Source organism: Streptomyces sp. NPDC002870 (genome assembly GCF_042888505.1).
Classification (GTDB): domain Bacteria; phylum Actinomycetota; class Actinomycetes; order Streptomycetales; family Streptomycetaceae; genus Streptomyces.
Window position 1 is genome coordinate 80,752 of sequence record NZ_JBIAPW010000006.1, and the last position, 19,667, is coordinate 100,418.

At 71.7% G+C, this 19,667-nt stretch carries 15 protein-coding genes and 1 pseudogene; 7 read left to right on the top strand and 9 right to left on the bottom strand.

Annotated elements, in window-relative coordinates; genetic code table 11:
- The first annotated feature begins 25 nt into the window (after positions 1 to 25).
- A complete protein-coding gene (locus tag ACFYWY_RS09925) occupies positions 26 to 1,192 on the top strand; it encodes an exonuclease SbcCD subunit D (protein ID WP_389182504.1) in 1,167 nt (388 codons plus the stop codon).
- On the top strand, positions 1,189 to 4,257 hold the full coding sequence (locus ACFYWY_RS09930; RefSeq protein WP_389182506.1) for an AAA family ATPase: 3,069 nt from the start codon (positions 1,189 to 1,191) through the stop codon (positions 4,255 to 4,257). The genes ACFYWY_RS09925 and ACFYWY_RS09930 overlap by 4 nt, the downstream gene beginning before the upstream one ends.
- Here ACFYWY_RS09930 and ACFYWY_RS09935 read toward each other — a convergent pair.
- The gene (locus ACFYWY_RS09935) at positions 4,247 to 4,693 is read right to left on the bottom strand and encodes an Lrp/AsnC family transcriptional regulator (protein WP_389182509.1); all 447 of its coding nucleotides are present in this window, start codon (positions 4,691 to 4,693) and stop codon (positions 4,247 to 4,249) included. The genes ACFYWY_RS09930 and ACFYWY_RS09935 overlap by 11 nt on opposite strands.
- 94 nt (positions 4,694 to 4,787) lie before the next feature.
- Between ACFYWY_RS09935 and ACFYWY_RS09940 the strand changes: the two genes are divergently transcribed.
- On the top strand, positions 4,788 to 5,270 hold the full coding sequence (locus ACFYWY_RS09940; RefSeq protein WP_389182512.1) for a rhodanese-like domain-containing protein: 483 nt from the start codon (positions 4,788 to 4,790) through the stop codon (positions 5,268 to 5,270).
- A gap of 135 nt (positions 5,271 to 5,405) precedes the next feature.
- Here the strand turns inward: ACFYWY_RS09940 and ACFYWY_RS09945 are convergent, their stop codons facing one another.
- Positions 5,406 to 7,088: a DUF885 domain-containing protein gene (locus tag ACFYWY_RS09945; protein ID WP_389182516.1), complete on the bottom strand. Its 1,683-nt coding sequence runs from the start codon at positions 7,086 to 7,088 to the stop codon at positions 5,406 to 5,408.
- Between the two features lie 59 nt (positions 7,089 to 7,147).
- On the bottom strand, positions 7,148 to 7,639 hold the full coding sequence (locus ACFYWY_RS09950) for an Lrp/AsnC family transcriptional regulator (protein WP_389182519.1): 492 nt from the start codon (positions 7,637 to 7,639) through the stop codon (positions 7,148 to 7,150).
- Positions 7,640 to 7,698: 59 nt separating this feature from the next.
- On the opposite strand from ACFYWY_RS09950, the gene ACFYWY_RS09955 reads away from it, so the two are divergent.
- Positions 7,699 to 8,898, top strand: a complete 1,200-nt coding sequence (locus ACFYWY_RS09955; RefSeq protein WP_389182522.1) for a trans-sulfuration enzyme family protein — start codon at positions 7,699 to 7,701, stop codon at positions 8,896 to 8,898.
- On the opposite strand, the gene ACFYWY_RS09960 is transcribed toward ACFYWY_RS09955, so the two are convergent.
- The 3 genes from ACFYWY_RS09960 to ACFYWY_RS09970 form a co-directional block, all read right to left on the bottom strand.
- A complete protein-coding gene (locus ACFYWY_RS09960) occupies positions 8,834 to 10,249 on the bottom strand; it encodes a GNAT family N-acetyltransferase (protein ID WP_389182525.1) in 1,416 nt (471 codons plus the stop codon). The genes ACFYWY_RS09955 and ACFYWY_RS09960 overlap by 65 nt on opposite strands.
- 319 nt (positions 10,250 to 10,568) lie before the next feature.
- Positions 10,569 to 12,146 carry an alkaline phosphatase D family protein gene (locus ACFYWY_RS09965; RefSeq protein ID WP_389182528.1) on the bottom strand — a complete coding sequence of 526 codons (1,578 nt, stop codon included), beginning with the start codon at positions 12,144 to 12,146 and terminating at the stop codon, positions 10,569 to 10,571.
- A gap of 131 nt (positions 12,147 to 12,277) precedes the next feature.
- A complete protein-coding gene (locus ACFYWY_RS09970; protein ID WP_389182530.1) occupies positions 12,278 to 13,759 on the bottom strand; it encodes a PLP-dependent aminotransferase family protein in 1,482 nt (493 codons plus the stop codon).
- 137 nt (positions 13,760 to 13,896) lie between these two features.
- Here ACFYWY_RS09970 and ACFYWY_RS09975 point away from each other — a divergent pair.
- A pseudogene (locus ACFYWY_RS09975) lies at positions 13,897 to 14,736 on the top strand (DMT family transporter); the annotation flags it as partial.
- Between the two features lie 36 nt (positions 14,737 to 14,772).
- Here the strand turns inward: ACFYWY_RS09975 and ACFYWY_RS09980 are convergent.
- Complete coding sequence (locus ACFYWY_RS09980; protein ID WP_389182533.1) at positions 14,773 to 15,603, bottom strand: alpha/beta fold hydrolase; 831 nt, start codon at positions 15,601 to 15,603, stop codon at positions 14,773 to 14,775.
- Between the two features lie 180 nt (positions 15,604 to 15,783).
- Between ACFYWY_RS09980 and ACFYWY_RS09985 the strand changes: the two genes are divergently transcribed.
- Both ACFYWY_RS09985 and ACFYWY_RS09990 read left to right on the top strand, forming a co-directional pair.
- Complete coding sequence (locus ACFYWY_RS09985; protein ID WP_389182536.1) at positions 15,784 to 16,668, top strand: RNA polymerase sigma-70 factor; 885 nt, start codon at positions 15,784 to 15,786, stop codon at positions 16,666 to 16,668.
- Between the two features lie 252 nt (positions 16,669 to 16,920).
- Positions 16,921 to 17,685 (top strand): GntR family transcriptional regulator, encoded by a 765-nt coding sequence (locus ACFYWY_RS09990; protein WP_389182539.1) that lies wholly within the window; start codon positions 16,921 to 16,923, stop codon positions 17,683 to 17,685.
- An 85-nt stretch (positions 17,686 to 17,770) separates the two neighbouring features.
- Here ACFYWY_RS09990 and ACFYWY_RS09995 read toward each other — a convergent pair whose 3' ends face one another.
- Both ACFYWY_RS09995 and ACFYWY_RS10000 read right to left on the bottom strand, forming a co-directional pair.
- Entirely contained in the window at positions 17,771 to 18,928 is a 1,158-nt protein-coding gene (locus tag ACFYWY_RS09995) for an ROK family transcriptional regulator (protein ID WP_389182542.1), read from the bottom strand.
- An 86-nt stretch (positions 18,929 to 19,014) separates the two neighbouring features.
- A complete protein-coding gene (locus ACFYWY_RS10000; protein WP_389182545.1) occupies positions 19,015 to 19,665 on the bottom strand; it encodes a response regulator in 651 nt (216 codons plus the stop codon).
- Between the last annotated feature and the right edge of the window lie 2 nt (positions 19,666 to 19,667).

Below are 19,667 nucleotides of genomic sequence, written 5' to 3' on the forward strand. Positions count from 1 at the left end.
GACCCCACCGATACTCTCGGGGATCATGAGATTCCTGCATACGTCGGACTGGCACCTGGGGCGGTCGTTCCACCGGGTGAGCATGCTCGACGCCCAGGCGGCGTTCCTCGACCACCTGGTGGCGACGGTGCGTGAGCGCGACGTGGACGCGGTGCTGGTCGCAGGAGATGTGTACGACAGAGCGGTGCCGCCGCTCGCGGCCGTGGAGCTGTTCGACGAGGCGCTGCACCGGCTCGCCGCCGCCGGCGTGCCGACCGTGATGATCTCCGGGAACCACGACTCGGCGCGCCGGCTCGGCGTCGGGGCCGGGCTGATCGACCGCGCCGGGATACATCTGCGCACCGATCCGGCCGGGTGCGACACACCCGTGCTGCTGCACGACGCGGACGGCGATGTGGCCTGCTACGGGCTGCCGTATCTCGAACCCGCCCTGGTGAAGGACGAGTTCAAAACGGACAAGGCACGGCACGAGACCGTCATCGGCGCGGCGATGGAGCGGGTTCGGGCCGACCTCGCGACGCGTGCGGAGGGCACCCGGTCCGTGGTCCTCGCCCATGCCTTCGTGGCGGGCGGCGAAGAGAGCGACAGCGAACGGGACATCACCGTCGGAGGCGTGTCCGCCGTGCCCGCCGGGGTCTTCCACGGCGTGGACTATGTCGCACTCGGACATCTGCACGGCTGCCAGACCATCGCCGACCGCGTGCGCTACTCCGGATCGCCGCTCGCCTACTCCTTCTCCGAGGCACGGCACCGCAAGACCATGTGGCTCATCGACCTCGGCGCACGGGGCGAGATCGAGGCCGAGCGCATCGAATGTCCCGTGCCGCGGCCGCTCACCCGGCTGCGCGGCGCACTGGAGGAACTGCTCGACGACCCGGCACTGGCCCCGCACGAGCAGTCGTTCGTCGAGGCGACCCTGACCGACCCGGTGCGCCCGGCCGAGCCGATGGCGCGGCTCACCGAGCGGTTCCCGCACACCCTCAGCCTCGTCTTCGAGCCCGAGCGGACCGGCGAGGACGCCGTTGCCTCGTACGCACAGCGGCTGAAGGGGCGCGACGATCACCAGATCGCGGAGGACTTCGTGGCCCATGTGCGCGGCGGCAGCGGGCCCGACGATCTGGAGCGCACCGTGCTGCGCGGCGCCTTCGACGACGTACGGGTGAACGAGGGCGTGCGCGAGGTGGCCGGGTGAGGCTGCACAGGCTGAGCGTCACCGCCTTCGGCCCGTTCGGAGCCGGCCAGGACGTCGACTTCGACGCGCTGTCCGCCGGCGGGATCTTTCTGCTCCACGGCCCGACCGGCGCGGGCAAGACGTCCGTCCTCGACGCGGTCTGCTTCGCGCTGTACGGAGCGGTGCCGGGCGCGCGGCAGAGCGCCGCGGCGTCGCTGCGCAGCGACCACGCCCCAGCCGGCACTTTCACCGAGGTCTGCCTCGAACTGACCGTGGGAGGGCGGCGGTTGGAGATCAGGCGGCGGCCCGCCCAGCCGCGCCCCAAGAGGAACGGCAAGGGCTTCACCACAGAGCGGGCCCAGAGCTGGCTGCGCGAGTACGACTCCGAGACCGGCCAGTGGCGGGCCCTGAGCCGCTCACACCAGGAGATCGGCGAGGAGATCAGCCGGCTCGTCGGGATGAGCCGCGACCAGTTCTGCCAGGTGGTGCTGTTGCCGCAGGGCGACTTCGCACGCTTTCTGCGCGCCGACGCGGAGGCGCGCGGCAAGCTGCTCGGGCGGCTCTTCGACACCCGCCGCTTCGCCGCGGTCGAGGAGCGCCTCGCCGAACAGCGTCGCGCCGCCGAGCAGCAGGTACGCGCCGGTGACGAGCGGCTGCTCGCCGTCGCCCACCGGATGGAACAGGCCGCGGGCACGGCGGCGGGGGACTGGCCGCTGCCGCCGCAGCAGCCGGGCGATCCGGGGCTCGCCGCGGCCGTACTGCAGTGGGCGGCCGTCGCCCGCGCGGGGGCCCGGGAGAGGCTGGACATCGCCGAATGCGCGCTGGCCGCGGCGGAAAGCCGGCAGGCCGCAGCACGGCGTGAGCTGGATGCCGAGCGTGAACTCGCCCGGCTCCAGGAGAGATACGCGGACGCCAGGCGGCGCAGCGAGGCGCTTCAGGCGCGGCGGCCCGAGTGGGAGCAACTGCAGGCCAGGCTGGCACGGGCCCGCAAGGCGGAGCTCGTGGAGCCCGCGCTACGGCTCCGCGACGACGCCGAGCGCGAGCACCGGCGCGCGAGCGCGGACCGGGAGCGGGCTCGGGCCGGACTCCCGCCGGAGCTCGCGGAGGCCGGCGCGGAACAACTGGCGGCGCTCGAACGCAAGCTGCGCGAAGACCTGGGCGGCCTCGAAGCCGCCCGGCGGGCGGAGCGGCGCAGCTCGGAGATCACCGGCGAGCGCGCGGACCTCGACCGCCAGGCCCGGGCCGACGAAGACATTCTCGCCGACGCGGCGGGCTGGCTGGCCGGCTGGGAGACGGTCCGGCGCGCCCACCAGGACCGCATCGCGGCCGCCCATGACGCCGCAACCCGCGCCGAACACCTCGCGGGCCGCCTCGACCCGGCCCGCCGCCGACTCCGCGCGGCCCGCGAACGGGACCGGCTCGCCGCCCGCACCGAGCAACTGGACGACCAGCTGCACGCGGCCCGCGAACACGCCAACACGGCCCGCGAGAGCTGGCTCGACCTCAAGGAACGCCGCCTGCGCGGCATCGCGGCGGAACTGGCGACGGGCCTGGTCCGGGGCGAACCCTGCGCGGTCTGCGGCTCGGCGGACCACCCCGCGCCGGCCCGCGCGGGGGACGGCCATGTGGACCGCGGGGCGGAGGAGTCGGCGTACGAGAGTTACACGCGGGCCGACGCGGCCAGGGCGGAGACGGAACGTGAACTGGCGGTGGTGCGCGAGTCGTTGACCACGGCGAGACAGGAGGCCCGGGCGGCGGAGCGGGGCGGTGACGCCGACGTGCGGCCGCAGGCCGCCCACTTGACCGGGGACGAGCCCGACGTGTCCGAACTGCTGTGTCTCGTCGAGCAGTTGGAGCGCGACCACCAGCACGTCCACAGCCTCGCCTCCGGCATGCACGCCGCTCGCGAGGCGCTCGACCAGGCCGAGCGTGAACACGAGGAGCGGCTTGCCGCGCAGCAGCAGGCCGATCGTCGGGTCGCCGCCAGGACCTCGCGGCGGGAAGGACTCGATCGCGAACAGGCAGCGCTGGAAAGCGAATTGGCCCGGGCCCGGGGCGGCGCGGGCAGCGTCGCCGAGCATGCCGCGCTGCTGGAGCGCCGGGTGGGGCTGCTTGCCGATGCCGCCGAGGCCGTACGAAACGTCGACCTCACCGCGCAGCGCCTGAAGGAGGCCGACGACCTGCTGGCCGACGCCGCGTTCCGGGCCGGGTTCGACACCCCCCGTGCTGCTGCCGCCGTGCTGCTCGGCGATGCGGAGCAGCGGGATCTGCAGCACCGTATCGACGCCTGGCAGACCGAGGCCGCGGCCGTCGCCGACCGGCTCGCCGAGGCGGACACCAGCAGCGCCGCCGAGTATCCGTCCGCCGACCCCGAAGCGGCCCGGGCCGCGCAGGACGAGGCCGAGCGGGCCCTGCGCGACGCCGCGTCCGGCCTTGCCGCCGCCCGCGACCGGTGCGCCGAACTCGCGCGGCTGTCCCGGCAGGCCGGCGCGGAAGTGCTCCGTCTCGGCCCGCTGCGCGAGGAGTACGACCGGGTGGCCCGCCTCGCCGGGCTCACCGCCGGCACCTCCGCCGACAACGAACGCAAGATGCGCCTCGAGTCGTACGTCCTGGCGGCCCGCCTCGAACAGGTCGCGGCAGCGGCCACCGTACGACTGCAGCGCATGTCGTCCGGCCGTTACACCCTTGTGCACTCCGACGCCCGCACCGGCGGCAAGCGTTCCGGACTCGGCCTGCATGTGGTGGACGCCTGGACCGGAAGCGAACGCGACACCGCGACCCTCTCCGGCGGCGAGACCTTCTTCGCCTCGCTCGCCCTCGCGCTCGGCCTCGCCGACGTCGTCACCGACGAGGCCGGCGGTGTACAGCTCGACACCCTCTTCATCGACGAGGGTTTCGGCAGCCTCGACGACCAGACCCTGGACGAGGTGCTGGACGTACTGGACTCGCTGCGCGAACGGGACCGCAGTGTCGGCATCGTCAGCCATGTCGCCGATCTGCGCCGCCGCATCCCGGCCCAGCTGGAGGTCGTCAAGGGCCGCCAGGGCTCCACGGTGCGGCTCTGCGGGATATCGCTCAGCGGCTGATCGCGCGGCGCGGCAGCGGGGAGGAGTAGACGACGCTCGTGGTGACCGAGCCGAGCGCGCCGATCTTGCCCGAGATCTCCTCGAGATGGCTCATGGACCGGGTGGCGACCTTCAGTACGAAGCAGTCGTCGCCCGTGACATGGTGCGCCTCGAGGATCTCGGGCGTCGTCTCCAGCAGATCATGGAACGGCTTGTAGTTGCCGTTCGGATACCGCAGCCGTACGAACGCGAGGACCGGCAGCCCGAGCCGCTCCTGGTCTACCACCGCGGTGTAGCCGGCGATCACCCCGGCCTCCTCCAGCCGCCGCACCCGCTCGGTCACGGCGCTCGGGGACATCGAGACGGCCCTGGCCAGCTCGGTGAAACTCGCCCTGCCCTGGCTTTGCAGAGCCGCGAGGATGCGCCAGTCCGTGGCGTCCGGTGAATATCCGGTCATCCCCGAGAGATAACAGGGGAATCCCCGGCCGATCAAGACCAGTGCCGGGGATCGTCACTTCATGGAGCCGATCGCCGACCGTAGGTTGTCAGTCATGACCACGACGCAGCTCGCCTCGAACCCCGGCCTCCGTGTCCCCCCGGCCTCGCCGGCCGTGGCCGCCGCGTATTTCGGCGCGGCCCTGGCTTTTCACGCCGACGTCTCCGATGTCGCCGCGGCCCTGGCGGCCGACGGCGAGGCCGGATTCGTCGTTCTCGACTCCCGGTCCACCGAGTCCTGGGACCAGGGACACGTGCCCGGCGCCGTCCACCTGCCTACCGCCCTGATCCCCGAGCAGGCCGAGCAACTGCTGGACAAGTCGGTGCCGGTCGTCACGTACTGCTGGGGCCCGGGGTGCAACGGTGCGACGCGCGCTGCCCTCGCTCTCGCCGAGCTCGGCTACCAGGTCAAGGAGATGCTCGGGGGTTTCGAATACTGGGTCCGTGAGGGCTTCGAGTTCGAGACCTGGGAGGGCGGGGAGCAGCGTGCCGCGGACCCTTTGACTGCGCCCGTCGACGCGGACGACTGCGGCTGCTGAACCGCTGCCGCGACGGCGGGGGAGGGTCGCCAGGCACGGCACCCAGCCCTCACCCCGGGCCCGGCCCCGGCCGCAGGCCGCCGGCCCGGGCCCGCTCCGGCCGCCCTTTCGAGCGCGTCGGAGCGGGCCCCGTCGTCAGAGCTTCGACAGCTCGTCGACCAGGTCGTCCAGTCCCAGCGAGCCCTGCGACAGCGCCGCCATGTGCCACGCCTTCGCGTCGAACGCGTCGCCGTGCGCCTTGCGGGCGTTCTCCCGCCCGAGCAGCCAGGCCCGCTCCCCGAGCTTGTAGCCGATCGCCTGCGCCGGCATCGACAGATACCGGGTCAGCTCGCTCTCCACGAAGTCCGCCGGCCGCCCGCTGTGGCTGCCGAAGAACTCCTGCGCCAGCTCCGGAGTCCACCGCTCGCCCGGGTGGAACTCCGAGTCCGCCGGAATCTCCAGCTCCAGATGCATGCCGATGTCCACGATCACCCGGCACGCCCGCATCATCTGCGCGTCCAGATAGCCGAGCCTGCGCTCCGGGTCGGGCAGAAAGCCCAGCTCGTCCATCAGCCGCTCCGCGTACAGCGCCCAGCCCTCCGCGTTGGCGCTGACGCCGCCGATCGTCGCCTGGTAGCGGGAGAGCTGGTCCGCGACATGCACCCACTGCGCGATCTGCAGATGATGGCCGGGCACACCCTCGTGGTACCAGGTCGAGACCAGGTCGTACACCGGGAAGCGGGTGGCGCCCATGGTCGGCAGCCAGGTGCGGCCCGGCCGGGTGAAGTCCTCCGACGGAGCGGTGTAGTACGGCGCGGCCGCGCCGCCCGGCGGAGCGATCCGGGACTCCACCTTCCGTACCCGCTCGGCGAGTTCGAAGTGCGTGCCGTCCAGCGCATCGATCGCCTCGTCCATCAGCTTCTGCAGCCAGACCCGCACCTCCTCGACACCCTCGATGTGCTCGCCGTGCACATCGAGATGGGCGAGCGCCTCCCACGGCCCGGCTCCCGGAAGGATCTTGTCGGCCTCGGTCTTCATCTCGGCCAGCAGCCGGTGGTACTCCGACCAGCCGTACGCGTAGGCCTCGTCGAGGTCCAGATCGGTGCCGTTGAAGAAGCGCGACCAGCGGGCGTAGCGCTCCCGGCCGACCGTGTCGGGCGCGTCCACGACCGTCGGCGCGTACACATCGCGCATCCAGTCCCGCAGCTCGGCCAGCGCGTTCGTGGCCGTGCGCGCCGCGTCGTCGAGCTCGGGGCGGAGCGCGTGGGGGCCGTCCGTCACGAAGTCCTCGAACCAGCTGCTGTCCGCGCCGAGCCACTCCGTCATTTGGCCGATATTCGTCTGCGTGGCACGGGGGCCACCCAGGAGCTTGCGCTCGAGCCCCAGTTCCAGCGAGGCACGGTAACCCTCCAGCGCGTGCGGCACGGCACGAAGCCGCTGCGCGACGGCCGCCCAGTCCTCATCGGTCTCCGTCGGCGTCACGGTGAACACCTCGCGCACCGTGTGCACCGGCGAGCGCATATTGCTCACCGTGCGCAGCCCTTCATCGGCCTCGTGCACGGCGAGTTCGGCCGTCAGGCGCTCTCGCAGCAACCGGCCGCAGCGCCGCTCCGCATCACTCTCGGCGCCCGGCAGCTTCTCGGCATCGTCGAGCCGGGCGAGCGTCTCGCGGGCGAGTTCGGCGACTCCTTCCTGACCGTCGGGTGAGTAGTCGGGAAGGAAACCCGAACTCTCCTTGATCCCGAGATATGTGCCGATGGTCGGGTCGAGTTCGATGAGTGCGTCGACGTAGGCGTCGGCGACCTGGCGGGGCAGCTCGCTGCTGGGGGTGACTGGCATGCGCATATCCTCATACGAGTGGGGCCTCCGCGTCACCATCATCGATGCCCAGTGGCCTGTCAGGTATGCGTCACCTCCATGGCCGGCGGAAGCAGCGGGCCGCAGTCCCACTGCTGGAATATCAACCGCGTTTCGACGCGGGCCACTTCGGGCCGTGAGGTGAATTCGTCCACCACCAGGCGCTGCAGATCCGCTGTGTCCGTCACGGCCACATGCACCAGGTAGTCGTCGGGGCCCGTCAGATGGAACAGCGCCCGGGACTCGGGCAGCGCGCGGATCCGCTCCACGAACGGGCCGATCAGTTCGCGCCGGTGCGGACGCACCTGGACCGAGAGCAACGCCTGCAGTCCCCGCCCCAGCCGGGCCGGGTCCAGGGCCAGCCGGTGCCCGAGGATGACACCCGACCGACGCAGCCTCGCCACCCGGTCGAGGCAGGTGGAGGGAGCCACTCCGACCTCCGCCGCCAGCTCGCGATAGGTGGTCCGGGCGTCGTTCTGCAGAAGGCGGAGTATGTGGAGATCCACCGGGTCGAGAGCGACAGTTTCAGCCATTCGCCGAACGTAACACGGGCCATCAGTCATACCCTCCGGTAGGTGTTCAGAGTGCGGGCATGGAGAACGAAGCCTTCGCCGCCCCCGCACCCCGGGCGCTGGCCACCGAAGCAGTCCACGCCGGTCGCGAGGACCTCGCGCAGCTCGGTCTGCACGCACCGCCGCTGGACATGTCCACCACCTACCCGTCGCACGACTCCGCCGGGGAGGCCGCGCGGATCGACGAGTTCGCCGCCACCGGGGCGCGCCTGGAGGGGCCGCCCGTCTACGCGCGGCTGGACAACCCGACGACGGCCCGCTTCGAGACGGCGCTGGCCAGGCTCGAGGGGACGGAGAGCGCGGTGGCCTTCGCCAGCGGGATGGCGGCGCTCACCGCCGTACTGCTGGTACGGGCGAGCCTGGGCCTGCGCCATGTGGTCGGGGTGCGGCCGCTGTACGGATGCAGCGACCATCTTCTCAGCGCAGGGCTGCTGGGAACCGAGGTGACCTGGACGGACCCGGCCGGGATCGCCGCGGCGATCCGGCCCGACACCGGTCTGGTGATGGTGGAGACGCCGGCCAATCCGACGCTCGCGGAGGTCGACCTGCGCGCGGTACGGCACGCCTGCGGCTCCGTGCCGCTGCTCGTCGACAACACCTTCGCCACCCCGGTGCTTCAGCGGCCGGTGGAACACGGCGCGCGGATCGTGCTGCACAGCGCCACCAAATATCTCGGCGGGCACGGCGATGTGATGGGCGGCGTGGTGGCCTGCGACGAGGACTTCGCCCGCATGCTGCGCCAGGTGCGCTTCGCCACCGGCGGCATACTGCACCCGATGGCCGGATATCTGCTGTTGCGCGGGCTGTCCACGCTGCCGGTACGGGTCCGGGCCGCGTCCACCACGGCCGCCGACCTGGCCTGCCGGCTGTCCGCCGACCCGCGCGTCGCCCGCGTCCACTATCCGCGGATCGGCGGTGCGATGGTCTCCTTCGAGGTGTACGGCGACCCGCACCAAGTGATCGCGGGCGTACGGCTGATCACTCCGGCCGTCAGCCTCGGCAGCGTCGACACTCTGATCCAGCACCCGGCCTCCATCAGCCACCGCATCGTGGCTGAGGGAGACCGGCACTCGGCGGGGGTCAGCGACCGGCTGCTGCGGCTGTCGGTCGGGCTCGAGGACGTCGAGGATCTGTGGCGCGATCTGGCCGAGGCGCTCAGCGCTCAGCCTGTTCGGACCAGGCGCGGGGACGCACAGCGGTCGAGTCCAGTCGGGCGGTGATCACCAGTGTGCCCTCCTCGATCTGGTAGTCGAGCGGCAGGCCGAGGCCGCGCATGGCCGCGACCATGCCGGTGTTGGAGGACTGGGTCACCGCGTACACGCTCTCGCAGCCGGCCTCGACGGCGAGCGTGACCAGTCGGCCGAGCAGCTCCGAGCCGATGCCGCGGCGCTGCCAGGCGTCCTCGACGAGCAGGGCGACCTCGGTCTCATCGCCGTCCCAGAGGAGATGACCGAGGGCGACGAGCCGGCCGGAGGCCGTCTGTACGGCGAGGGTGCGGCCGAAGCGCGGGCTGAGCAGGTGGTTGAGGTAGCGGCCGGCGTCGCTGACGGGGCCGTGGTAGCGCAGGCTCAGGGTGCGGTCGGAGCAGCGCTCGTGCATGGCCGTGGCCGCCTCGACATCGCTCTGGTCGGCACGTCGCACGGTGATCTCATTGCCCTCGGGGAGGGTGAGGATGTCCTCGCTGCGCGGGATGCGCGGGCCGAGGCGGGCATCCAGCTCGACCAGGGCGCGAGCCCGGGCGAACTCCGTGGGTGTGAAGGGGAGATAGGGCCGCTCGATGGTGAGCGCGCCGCCGTTCGGGTCGCGCAGCCGCATCACCGTGTCCTCCAGCACGCCCTCCACCGGCGGGGGGTCGCCCAAGGGACGGCCGGTGAGCGTGACGGCGGGCAGCGAGTGGATGGTGCAGCGGCCGAGCAATTGCCGTAGTGCAAGCGGCAGTTCGGCCGCGTCGAGCGCCGTACGGGTGGCGAGGCCGAGTACCCGGGTCGGGGTGTCGACGAGATCGTGGGCGTCGGCGCGCTCGATCCAGGTGCTGCTGCCGCCCGCCGTCGCGATCTCCCGGGTGAGCTGCTGGGCCTGGAGGGACGCGGGGGCGCGCAGCAGGAACTCGTCCACCGTGCCGTCGGCGAGCGGGTGCGTCTGGAGGGTGAGGATGTCGACGCGGTGCTGTGCGAGGGCGATGCACAGCGCGGCGAGGCTCCCGGGCGTGTCCCGCACCGTGGTCCGCATCCGCCACAGTGCGGTCTCGCGCACGTCGTCGTCCTGCCCGGCCGGATCGATCATGGCCCGTGCGTACGCCGCGGCGGCCGGACCCGTGCCGCCGGCGGTGTGGGTGATGGCGGCCGGAGGCGCATGGCTGTGGTGTCGTGCCCACCATGTGTGAAAGGTGGCCGTGGCAACGAGGATCACGGCGGAGGTGATGAGAAGGAACGGGCCGTCCGGCCCGTGCCCGATCATGTTCGCCACGGCGTCGGCGACCGCTACCGCCGTGAACAAGGCCGCCAGCTCGATGAGATCCCGCCGCCAGTGGTGTGGGCGGCGGGCTGTCTTCGCAGAAGTCACATCAGTCATGACCCCACTGTGACCGAATGGTGTTGCGTGATCACGAACGCTTTGTGACTGACGGGTTAAGCATGGATCTGGACCGCTATCGTCTATTTTTCGCCGTTCCTGGCGTGGAGTGCTCGGCTCCACGATTCAAGGCGATCACCAGCCGGGAAGCAGCGAGGCTTCCCCAAGTCCGCCCGATGTCTTCAGGTCGAGGAGCCGTCCGCCCCCTGCGGACTGAGGGCGGACGGTCGGGCGTAGGCAAGTGCCTTCATTGATCGCGTCATGGAAGTGACGATAAATCCCACCACTGACAATCGGGCGGGAGCTGTGGGTGGGGCTGCTACTGGCCCACTCGCCCGGGCTGAAGCACCTTGCTGAACAGGACGGTTCCGCCCTCCGCCCGCAGGCGCACCGTCAGCTCGCCGCTGCCGCCGTCGATGTCGACCTCCCCGAAGTACTGCGGGGACTCCATCGGCGATACATTCGCGCGCTCCGGCGCCCGGACGAAGACGCGCTCCGGACCGAAGGTGGCGTCCAGCGCGTTGGCCGGGAAGCCGCCGGCTGCCAGCGGGCCCGAGACGAACTCCCAGAACGGCGCGAAGTCCTTGAAGGCCGCACGCTCCGGTGCGTAGTGCTGCGCCGAGGTGTAGTGGACGTCCGCGGTGAGCCAGAGCGTCCCCGTGATCCGCCGGTGCTTGATGAACCGCAGCAGCTCGGCGATCTGCAGCTCACGCCCGAGCGGCACACCCGGATCCCCCTGAGCCACCGCCTCGATGTTCGCCGCGCCGTCCGGGACGACAAGACCGATCGGCATGTCGGAGGCGATCACCTTCCACATCGCGCGCGAGCGCGACAACTCACGCTTCAGCCAGGCGAGCTGCTCCGCGCCGAGGATGCCCTGCGTGTCGTCGGCCTGCCGGCCGGGGGAGTTGGCGTTGCGGTACGAACGCATGTCGAGGACGAAGACGTCGAGCAGCGGACCATAGCGCACCACCCGGTGGACGCGGCCCTCGTCCCCGCCCGCGGGGAGCGTAGAGATTGGGAAGTACTCGCTAAAGGCGCGCATTGAGCGCTCCGCGAGCAGGTCCACGTTCTTCTCGGTGTAGCGCGGGTCGTCCAGGATCTGGCCCGGATACCAGTTGTTGCGCACCTCGTGGTCGTCCCACTGCACGACCGTCGGCACCTGGGCGTTGAAGCGTCTGACGTTCTCGTCGAGCAGGTTGTAGCGGAAGTTGCCGCGGAAGTCGGCCAGCGTCTGCGCCACCTTGGACTTCTCCTCGGTGGTGATGTTGCGCCAGATCCGGCCGTCCGGCAGCGTCACGCTCGGCTGGATCACACCGTCCGCGTAGACCGTGTCGCCGCTGCACAGGAAGAAGTCCGGGTCGAGACGGCGCATTTCCTCGTACGCGCGGTAGCCACCGATGTCCGGGTTGATCCCCCATCCCTGGCCCGCGATATCGCCCGACCACAGGAAACGCACGCCCTCGCGGCGCTTCGCGGGAGCCGTGCGGAACGTCCCGTACACCGGTTCACCGGTGCGCCGCGGGTCGTCGGGGTCGGCCAGCGTGACCCGGTAGTGCACCTGCTCCCCGGCGGGCAGACCGCGCAGCGACGTCGTCCCGGTGAAGTCCGTGCCGGACCCTATGAGCGGGCCGTGGTGGCGGTGCGCGCGCCGGAAGGAGTCCGTCGCGGACGTCTCCACGATCATTCGGGCGGGCCCGTCCGAGCGCACCCACACCAGGCCGGACGAGGCCGTGACATCGCCGGTCTGCACACCCCACGCGGCGCGCGGGCGGCCGGACAGCGCCAGCGCGGGCGCCGCTCCGATGGCGGGCAGTGCCAGTGCCGCCGATGCGGCGACCGTGCCGCGCAACACGGAACGGCGGTCGGGGGACGAAATCCGCGGGTTGTGCGACATCGCTGCGCCTCCAGGGCAGGTCGGGCGGGTGTGCCGTGCCATGCCTAGCGCCCGGCCGCGGCCGTCACACGAACCCCAAGTGAACAAACCTCTCCGTGCGTTGGACCGACGACCAGCGGCCGATCGCCCCTTCAGCGTGTCGTCCCGGCGGCCTCTGCCATCAGCCGTACCCCGCGCGCGATTTCGGACGGCGTCAGATGCGCGTATCCGAGGACCAGCCGCACCCCGGCATCCTGGCTGAGCGCCGCCGCGTAGTCGGCCAGCGGGTGTACCGCCACACCGGCCCCGGCCGCGCTCTGCAGGAACCGCGGCTCGGGACCGTACCGCTCGGGCAGCCGGGCGATGATGTGCAGACCGGCCGCGATGCCACTGACCTCGGCGCCCGGGAAGTGCTCCGTCAGCGCGCCGACGAGGGCGTCCCTCCTTTCCCGGTAGGCGCGCTGGCAGCGGCGCAGCTGCCGGTCGTAACCGCCGCGGTCGATGAAGTCGGCGAGGAGTGCCTGGTCGAGTGTGGGATTGCCGAGATCCAGGGTGCGTTTGCGCTCCACGACCTCGTCCATGAGTCGTGCGGGTACGAGCAGCCAGCCGAGCCGCAGCCCCGGTGCGAGGGACTTGCTGACCGAGCCGGTGTATGCGACCCGGCCGGGGTCGAGTCCCTGGAGAGCGCCGACGGGCGCCCGGTCGTAGCGGAAGTCGCCGTCGTAGTCGTCCTCGAGGATCAGGCCGTCCACGGCCCGCGCCCAGTCGAGGAGTTCGACGCGACGCCGCGCCGAGTAGGCGATTCCGGTCGGGAACTGGTGGGCCGGGGTGGTCACCACGGCACGTACGCCCGAGCGTTCCAGCGGCCCGGTCGCGAGCCCTTCGTCGTCCAGCGGCAGCTGAGTCATGCCCAGCCCGGCCGCCGCGAACAGCGGCCCGTGCCCGGGGCTCCCCGGATCCTCGACACCCAAGGTCCGCAAGCCGTGCTCGTGCAGTACGAACCCGAGCACCGTCATCGCCTGGGCGACACCGGAACACACAACGACATGTTCCGGGTCGGCCACCACACCCCGCCGCCGGGTCAGCAGCGAGGCCACCGCGGTACGCAGCTCCGGGAGGCCGCGCGGATCGGGATAGCCGAGCGCCCGGTGCGGCAGCCGCGCGAGGACGGACTTCTGCGCCGCGGCCCAGGCGGTGCGCGGGAAGAGCGAGAGATCGGGCGTCCCTGGACGGAAGTCCACCAGCGCGCCGGGAGCGCGCGGCGCGAGGTCGCGCGCGCCGGGCACGGCCGCCCGCGCCGCGTCCCCGACCCAGGTGCCCGCACCCCTGTCGCTGCGCAGATAGCCCTCAGCCGTCAGCTGCTCGTAGGCCTCGGTCACCAGTCCGCGTGAAACGCCCAGGTCGGCGGCGAGTTCGCGGCTCGAAGGCAGCCGCGTTCCCGCCGCCAGCCGCCCCGATCTGACCGCCTCGCGCAGAGCCGACTGCAACGCCCGGCCACGCTGCCGGGCGGGGGCGGCGGCCGCGGGCAGCAGCAGTTCCCAGGCGGCGTTCCAGGAGTCACCCCGGGAAGGCCCGCCCGGCCGGCCCCGCTCGCTGGGGTCGCCGGTCGCAGAAGTGGTCCCCGATGACGTCATGGAAGTGGACCTTAAACGGGACCGCCCCGATCCATAGCGTCGGACCATGCCGCACCTCCCGGGGGCCGGCCCCCCGGACCCCCGGCCGGCAAGCAGGCCGGCGGGCTCATCGCCCACAAGCCGTGAGACGGAAACAGATGCACCTGAACTCCCTGCGTGGCGCGCTCCTCGTCACCTTCGCCTACACCCTCGTCGGCGTCTCCTTCACCGCAAACAGCGTCCTGGGCGACTATCCGTACGCGGGTGGCCAGGCCCTGCGTTACGCCCTCGCCTGTCTGCTCCTTCTGCCCCTGCTCGGCGGCCGGGCCGCACTGGGTCCGCTGCGTGCCCTCAGCCGACGGCAGTGGGGACGGCTCGCCCTGCTCGCCGCCGTCGGCATGGTCGGCTTCAATCTGGCGATCCTGGCCGCGGAACGTACCTCGGAGCCCGCCGTTCCCGGCGTGTTCGTCGGCTGCGCGCCCGTCATCGTCGCCGTACTCGTACCGCTCCTGGACGGCCGTCAGCCCGCCCGGCCCGTGCTGTACGGGGCCCTGCTCGTCGCCGCCGGAGCCTTCACCGTGCAGGGCTGGGGCCGTACCGACCCGGCGGGCATCCTCTGGTCGGTGGGCGCGCTGGTCGGCGAGGTGGGCTTCGCCGTACTGGCCGCACCCGTACTGCGACCGCTCGGCCCCAGACTGCTGACCGCCACCGTCTGCGGCATCGCGGCCGTCGAGTCCACCGTCTTCGGCCTGGTCATCGACGGCTCGGGTTTTGTGCGGATGCCCGACCAGGGCGAGACCCTGGCGCTGCTGTGGCAGGCGGCTGTCGTGACCGTCGTCGGCTTCGTCATCTGGTACATGGGCGTGCAGCGCATCGGCACCGAGCGCGCCACGCTCTTCACCGGGCTGATCCCCGTCGCCGCCGCCCTCACCGCGCCCCTGGTGGGCACAGGGACGTTCGGTCCGGCTCAGGCGGCGGGCGGTGTGCTGGTCGGAGCGGGCGCGGCTCTCGGCTCGGGGGTGTTCGAGAAGCGGTCAGCGGCTGCCGTCGAGGATGACGCGCGAGACAAGCGCGGGGTCGTCGTTCATGGGCACATGGCCGCAGCCGGGCAGCCGCACCAGCCGCGCCCCGGGGATGACGTGCTTGGCCCTGATGCCCTGGCGGCGCAGCAGCAGCCGGTCCCGTGTGCCCCAGCCGATGGTGACCGGCACATCGGGGACGTCGTCGCAGAACAGGACGGAGCGCCCGGCGGCGAGGGTCTCGTGGAAACCGGTGGCCCGGCGCAGCGCGAGGGTCTCGGCGACAGCCGCCTCCGGTGAACGTCGTCCGGGCCGGGCGTAGATGCTGCTCGTCAGCGCCGCCCGCCCGGCCGTCGTGCGGGACAGGCTCTCGATCAGCGGCAGCGGCATCGACTGCGCCCCGAACCGCATCGCGCGCAGCGTCCCGAAGGCATAGAGCCGCTCGCGCTCCGTCCAGAAACCGGCGGGCGAGAGCGCCGTCACCGACCGTACGAGCTTCTCCCGCCCCAACTCCAGGGCGAGCAGCCCGCCGAGGGAGTTGCCCGCCACATGGGGGCGTTCGATCTCCAGCGCCTCGCAGAGCGAGCCGAGGAGCGAGCCCACGGTGGTGAGGTCGTACGACACGCCGTCGGGCAGTGCCGGAGAGGTGCCGAAGCCGGGCAGGTCCACGGCGATGACATCGCGCTCGGCGGCCAGAATCCCGAGGACCGGCTCCCAGGCCTGCCAGTGGTGCCCGATGCCGTGGAGCAGCAGCAGCGGCTCACCCTCGCCGGCGCGCTCGTAGGTGACGGACAGCGTGTGGCTGCCCATGGGGGAAGAGATGGAGAACGAGATCTTCGCGGCCATGCTTGCTGCTCCCTGGTGTCGCCCACGTGTCGCCCGCGGTGTCACGCGCGGTGACGCCCACGTGAAGGCGTTTTGGACGGCTCGTCAGTAACAATTACCGTTCAGTAGCTTCCGGTTCAAGTGGGCATGCGGGTTGAAGCCTGCCTGGACAGACGGTGTGTGGTCGGTTGGGATGGAAGGGTGGCAGCAGACACCGTGACCGATGTCTTCGAAGAGCACCGGCCCGTGCTGACCGGAGTGGCCTACCGCATGCTCGGCCGGGTGGCCGACGCCGAGGACGTGGTGCAGGATGCCTGGCTGCGCTGGTCGGCCGACGACCGCAGCGACGTCCGGGAGCCGCGCGGCTTTCTCGTACGGATCACCACCCGCCTCGCCATCGACCGGCTGCGCCACGTCCAGTCGCGGCGCGAAGCCTACGTCGGCCCCTGGCTGCCCGAGCCGATCGCCACGGACTTCGGGCCCACCCTCCCCGACACGGCCGAGCGTGCCGTCCTCGCAGAATCCGTCTCGCTCGCGGTCCTTGTCGTACTGGAGTCACTGTCGCCGCTCGAGCGCGCGGTGTTCGTGCTGCGCGAGGCGTTCGGATTCCCGTACGAAGAAATCGCGACCACGCTCGACCGGTCCGAGGCGGCCGTGCGCCAGCTCGCGGGCCGGGCTCGCCGGCATGTGGAGAAGCGCAAGCCCCGCTACGACGTCGATCCGGACGAACGCCGCGACCTCACCGAGCGCTTCCTGGCCGCCGCGTCCGGCGGCGACCTGGACGCACTGCTGACGCTGCTCGCGCCCGATGTGCGGCTGGTCGGCGACAGTGGCGGCAAGGCCAAGGCCCCGCTACGGGTCATGGACAGCGCGGACAAGGTCGGCCGCTTCCTGTTCACCGTGGCCAAGGAGCCGATCCCGGAGCTGGACGTCCGCTTCGTGGAGCTCAACGGCGCGCCCGCGCTTCTCGTGCTCTCCGCCGGAAAGCCGGACACCGTAATGCAGTTGGAGGTCCTGGACGGACGGATCCAGTGCGTCTACATCATTCGCAACCCCGACAAGCTCGTCTCCCTGGATGCTGCTTAGCCGCTCCTGTCTCCGCACGTCGGACCCCGTGTCCCAAGAGGTCGCGGGGTCTTGTGCTGCCTGCGCTTCACAGCGGCACGAACGTCCTGTGAACGCTCTGCGAAGCCGGTTGGTTCCACTGCGTTACAGGCGCAGGATTGGTCTTGACCAAGGGGGAGTGCCGTCCTATGGTCGGCAGAGTTAGTGCAGGAACCTTTAATAAACAAGGGCGCGGAATAGCCGCCGCTGACACGGCGATTGCGGAGGATCAGGGTGGGGACCACGCAGCTGGAATCAGTGCCGGAGCCTAAGTACTGGCACCTCAAGACCGTGCTCGGCGAAGCGCTCGACTCGGATTTCGCGGTGGGGGAGGTCCTGCCCAACGAGCGTGATCTCGCCGCTCGCTTCGGAGTCGCCCGCGCCACACTCCGACAGGCGCTCGAACAGCTGGAGCTGGAAGGCCGGTTGCAGCGGCGTCGCGGCGTCGGCACGACCGTCGCCCCGCCGCGCATGGGCGTGGACGTCTCCACCACCGAGCACACCTGGCCGGGCGCCGGAGAAGACACCTGGCAGTCCGTCGACTGCACGACGGTGGTGCCGCCACTGGCGGTGGCCCGGCTGCTCGACACCGACACGGGCGAAGAGACCCACACCGTACGCAGGCTGCGCGTGACGCGCGGCCAGTCGGTCGCCGCCGAGCTGCTGTACATCCCGGCCTCGTCCGTGCCCGAGCTCTCCGCCATCGACGCGCCGTCCGGGCCCGCCCGCGCCCGCGCGGTGCTGCGTGAGCTCCAGCGCCTCGACCTCGAGGGCCAGGACCGGGCGGTGGAGCTGGGCTCTGCCCGTGTCGACGACGCCAAGGAGCTCGACCGGCTGCCGGGTGCGCCCGTGCTGGTCGTCACCACGCGGTACGTCTCCGAGGGCAGGACCGCGGCCGTCTCGGTGGCCACGTACCGGGCCGACACCTGCCGGCTCACCTTCGGTGACTCGGGTGACCTGGAGATCAGCCACCACGACCAGGAGCGCCGCGCTTCCTGAATCCGGCGCTGTCAGTACGGCCTGTCGCACAGTACGCCCCGTCACGGCCTGTCGCACATTACGGCCCGTCGCACCGAGCTCGTGCTCAGCGGCGGGCCGTCACCGTCGTCTCGACAGCGAAGAGCTGCTCCTCGACATGGTCGAGCGCGAGACGCAGCGCGCCGGTCGCCACGGCCGCCTCGCCGAGCAGCGACAGCGTCACCCGCGGCGGCCGCAGGCAGTACCGGGACAGCTCGTCGCGCAGCGGATCGAGTACGCCGTCGAGCCCCGCCGCCCAGCCGCCGACCACCACCAGCTCCGGGTCGAGCGCCAGCACCAGTGCCGCCACATCGTGCACCAGGCGCCGGATGAACCGCTCGACCGCCTCCTGCGCACGGGTATCGCCCTGCCTGGCCAGGGCGAAGACATCGGCCACCGCCTGCTCGTCCAGCGGGTGCAACGGCTCGTCCGTCGTCGACAGCAGCTTCTCCGGGGTCACCTCGCGGCCCAGCAGATGCAGCGCCCCGATCTCGCCCGCCGCTCCGCCGTAGCCGCGGTGCAGCCGCCCGCCGATCAGTGAGCCCGCACCCGGGCTGAGCCCGGCCAAAACGAACACGATGTCGTCGGACTCGGTGGCCGCGCCCTTCCAGTGCTCGGCGACCGCTGCCGCGTTCGCGTCGTTCTCCACCAGCACAGGGCAGCGGAACGACCTGCGGAGCCTCTCGCCGAGCGCGAGCCCGGTCCAGCCGGGCAGCGCGGTCCCGAGCCGTACGGTTCCGTCGGCCTCCACGATCCCCGGGGAGCCGACCCCGACGGCGCGCAGACTGCTGCGCGCGACCCCGGCCCGCCGCAGCACATCGGCGACGAGCACGCGCACCCGCTCCAGCCGTTCGTCCTCGGGAGCTGTCTCCGACACATCCCGGGACCCCGCGCCGATGATGCGCCCGTCCAGGCCGGAGAGCAGCGCCGCGACACGGTGCGAGCCGATCTCGACACCCAGCAGATGACCCGCCTCGGCCCGGAACCTGAACCGCCGGGCCGGGCGTCCCTGACGGCGCGCACCGCCCTCCTCGGGGACGGTCTCCACGACCAGGCCTGCCTCGATGAGCCCCTCGGTCACGCCCTCGACGGTCGGCCGGGAGAGCCCGGTGATCCGGGTCAGGTCGGTGAGCGTGGGGGACTCAGCGCCCCGCAGCGCATGGAGTACCACCGCGGAATTGATCCGCCTCAGCAGGGACGGGTCTCCGCCGGTCAGCCGCCCCACCGTGTGTCCTCCCAGCTCGAGCGCGTGTTTGCCGGATCGTACTCGCTGGCCGCGACGGCGGCGAGCATCTGCGGGACGGACCGGGGTCAGGCCGGGGCCACGAAACCGGACTCGTACGCGGCGATCACCGCCTGGGTGCGGTCGCGGGCGCCCAACTTGGCGAGCACCGCGCTGACATGGGATTTCACTGTCTCCGCGCCGACGATCAGCTCGGCGGCGATCTCCGCGTTGGACAGCCCCCGGGCCATCAGCCGCAGCACCGCCGCCTCGCGCTCGGTGAGCTGGGCCCGCTCCATCGCGTCGCGGGCGGCGCGGTTCCCGTACTCGGCGGCCAGGGAGCGGACCGCGGCCGGGAACAACAGCGACTCGCCCTCGGCGACCAGCCGCACCGCGTGCACGATCTCGGCCGGCCGTGCGCGCTTGAGCAGGAAGCCGTCCGCCCCGGCGCGCAGCGCCTCGTACACGTACTCATCGTTCTCGAAGGTCGTCACGACCAGGATCTTCGGCGGCTGCGGGACCGTACGGAGCACGATCCGGGTGGCCTCGATGCCGTCGAGCAGCGGCATCCGCACGTCCATCGCGACCACGTCGGGCCGCAGTTGCCGGACGAGGGGGACCACGGCCGCGCCGTCGGCCGCCTCGCCCACCACCTTGATGTCGGGCTGCGCCTCCAGCACTGCGCGCAACCCCGCGCGGACCAGGGGTTCGTCGTCAACGAGCAGAACGGTAACCGGCATCC

Bases quoted from the DNA above. Each gene is read 5' to 3' on its own strand.
- ACFYWY_RS09950 (WP_389182519.1), bottom strand. From the start codon at position 7,639: ATGGCTGAAACTGTCGCTCTCGACCCGGTGGATCTCCACATACTCCGC.
- ACFYWY_RS09940 (WP_389182512.1), top strand. From the start codon at position 4,788: ATGACCACGACGCAGCTCGCCTCGAACCCCGGCCTCCGTGTCCCCCCG.
- ACFYWY_RS09955 (WP_389182522.1), top strand. From the start codon at position 7,699: ATGGAGAACGAAGCCTTCGCCGCCCCCGCACCCCGGGCGCTGGCCACC.
- ACFYWY_RS09925 (WP_389182504.1), top strand. From the start codon at position 26: ATGAGATTCCTGCATACGTCGGACTGGCACCTGGGGCGGTCGTTCCAC.
- ACFYWY_RS09935 (WP_389182509.1), bottom strand. From the start codon at position 4,693: ATGACCGGATATTCACCGGACGCCACGGACTGGCGCATCCTCGCGGCT.
- ACFYWY_RS09945 (WP_389182516.1), bottom strand. From the start codon at position 7,088: ATGCCAGTCACCCCCAGCAGCGAGCTGCCCCGCCAGGTCGCCGACGCC.
- ACFYWY_RS09970 (WP_389182530.1), bottom strand. From the start codon at position 13,759: ATGACGTCATCGGGGACCACTTCTGCGACCGGCGACCCCAGCGAGCGG.
- ACFYWY_RS09960 (WP_389182525.1), bottom strand. From the start codon at position 10,249: ATGACTGATGTGACTTCTGCGAAGACAGCCCGCCGCCCACACCACTGG.
- ACFYWY_RS09965 (WP_389182528.1), bottom strand. From the start codon at position 12,146: ATGTCGCACAACCCGCGGATTTCGTCCCCCGACCGCCGTTCCGTGTTG.
- ACFYWY_RS10000 (WP_389182545.1), bottom strand. From the start codon at position 19,665: ATGCCGGTTACCGTTCTGCTCGTTGACGACGAACCCCTGGTCCGCGCG.
- ACFYWY_RS09980 (WP_389182533.1), bottom strand. From the start codon at position 15,603: ATGGCCGCGAAGATCTCGTTCTCCATCTCTTCCCCCATGGGCAGCCAC.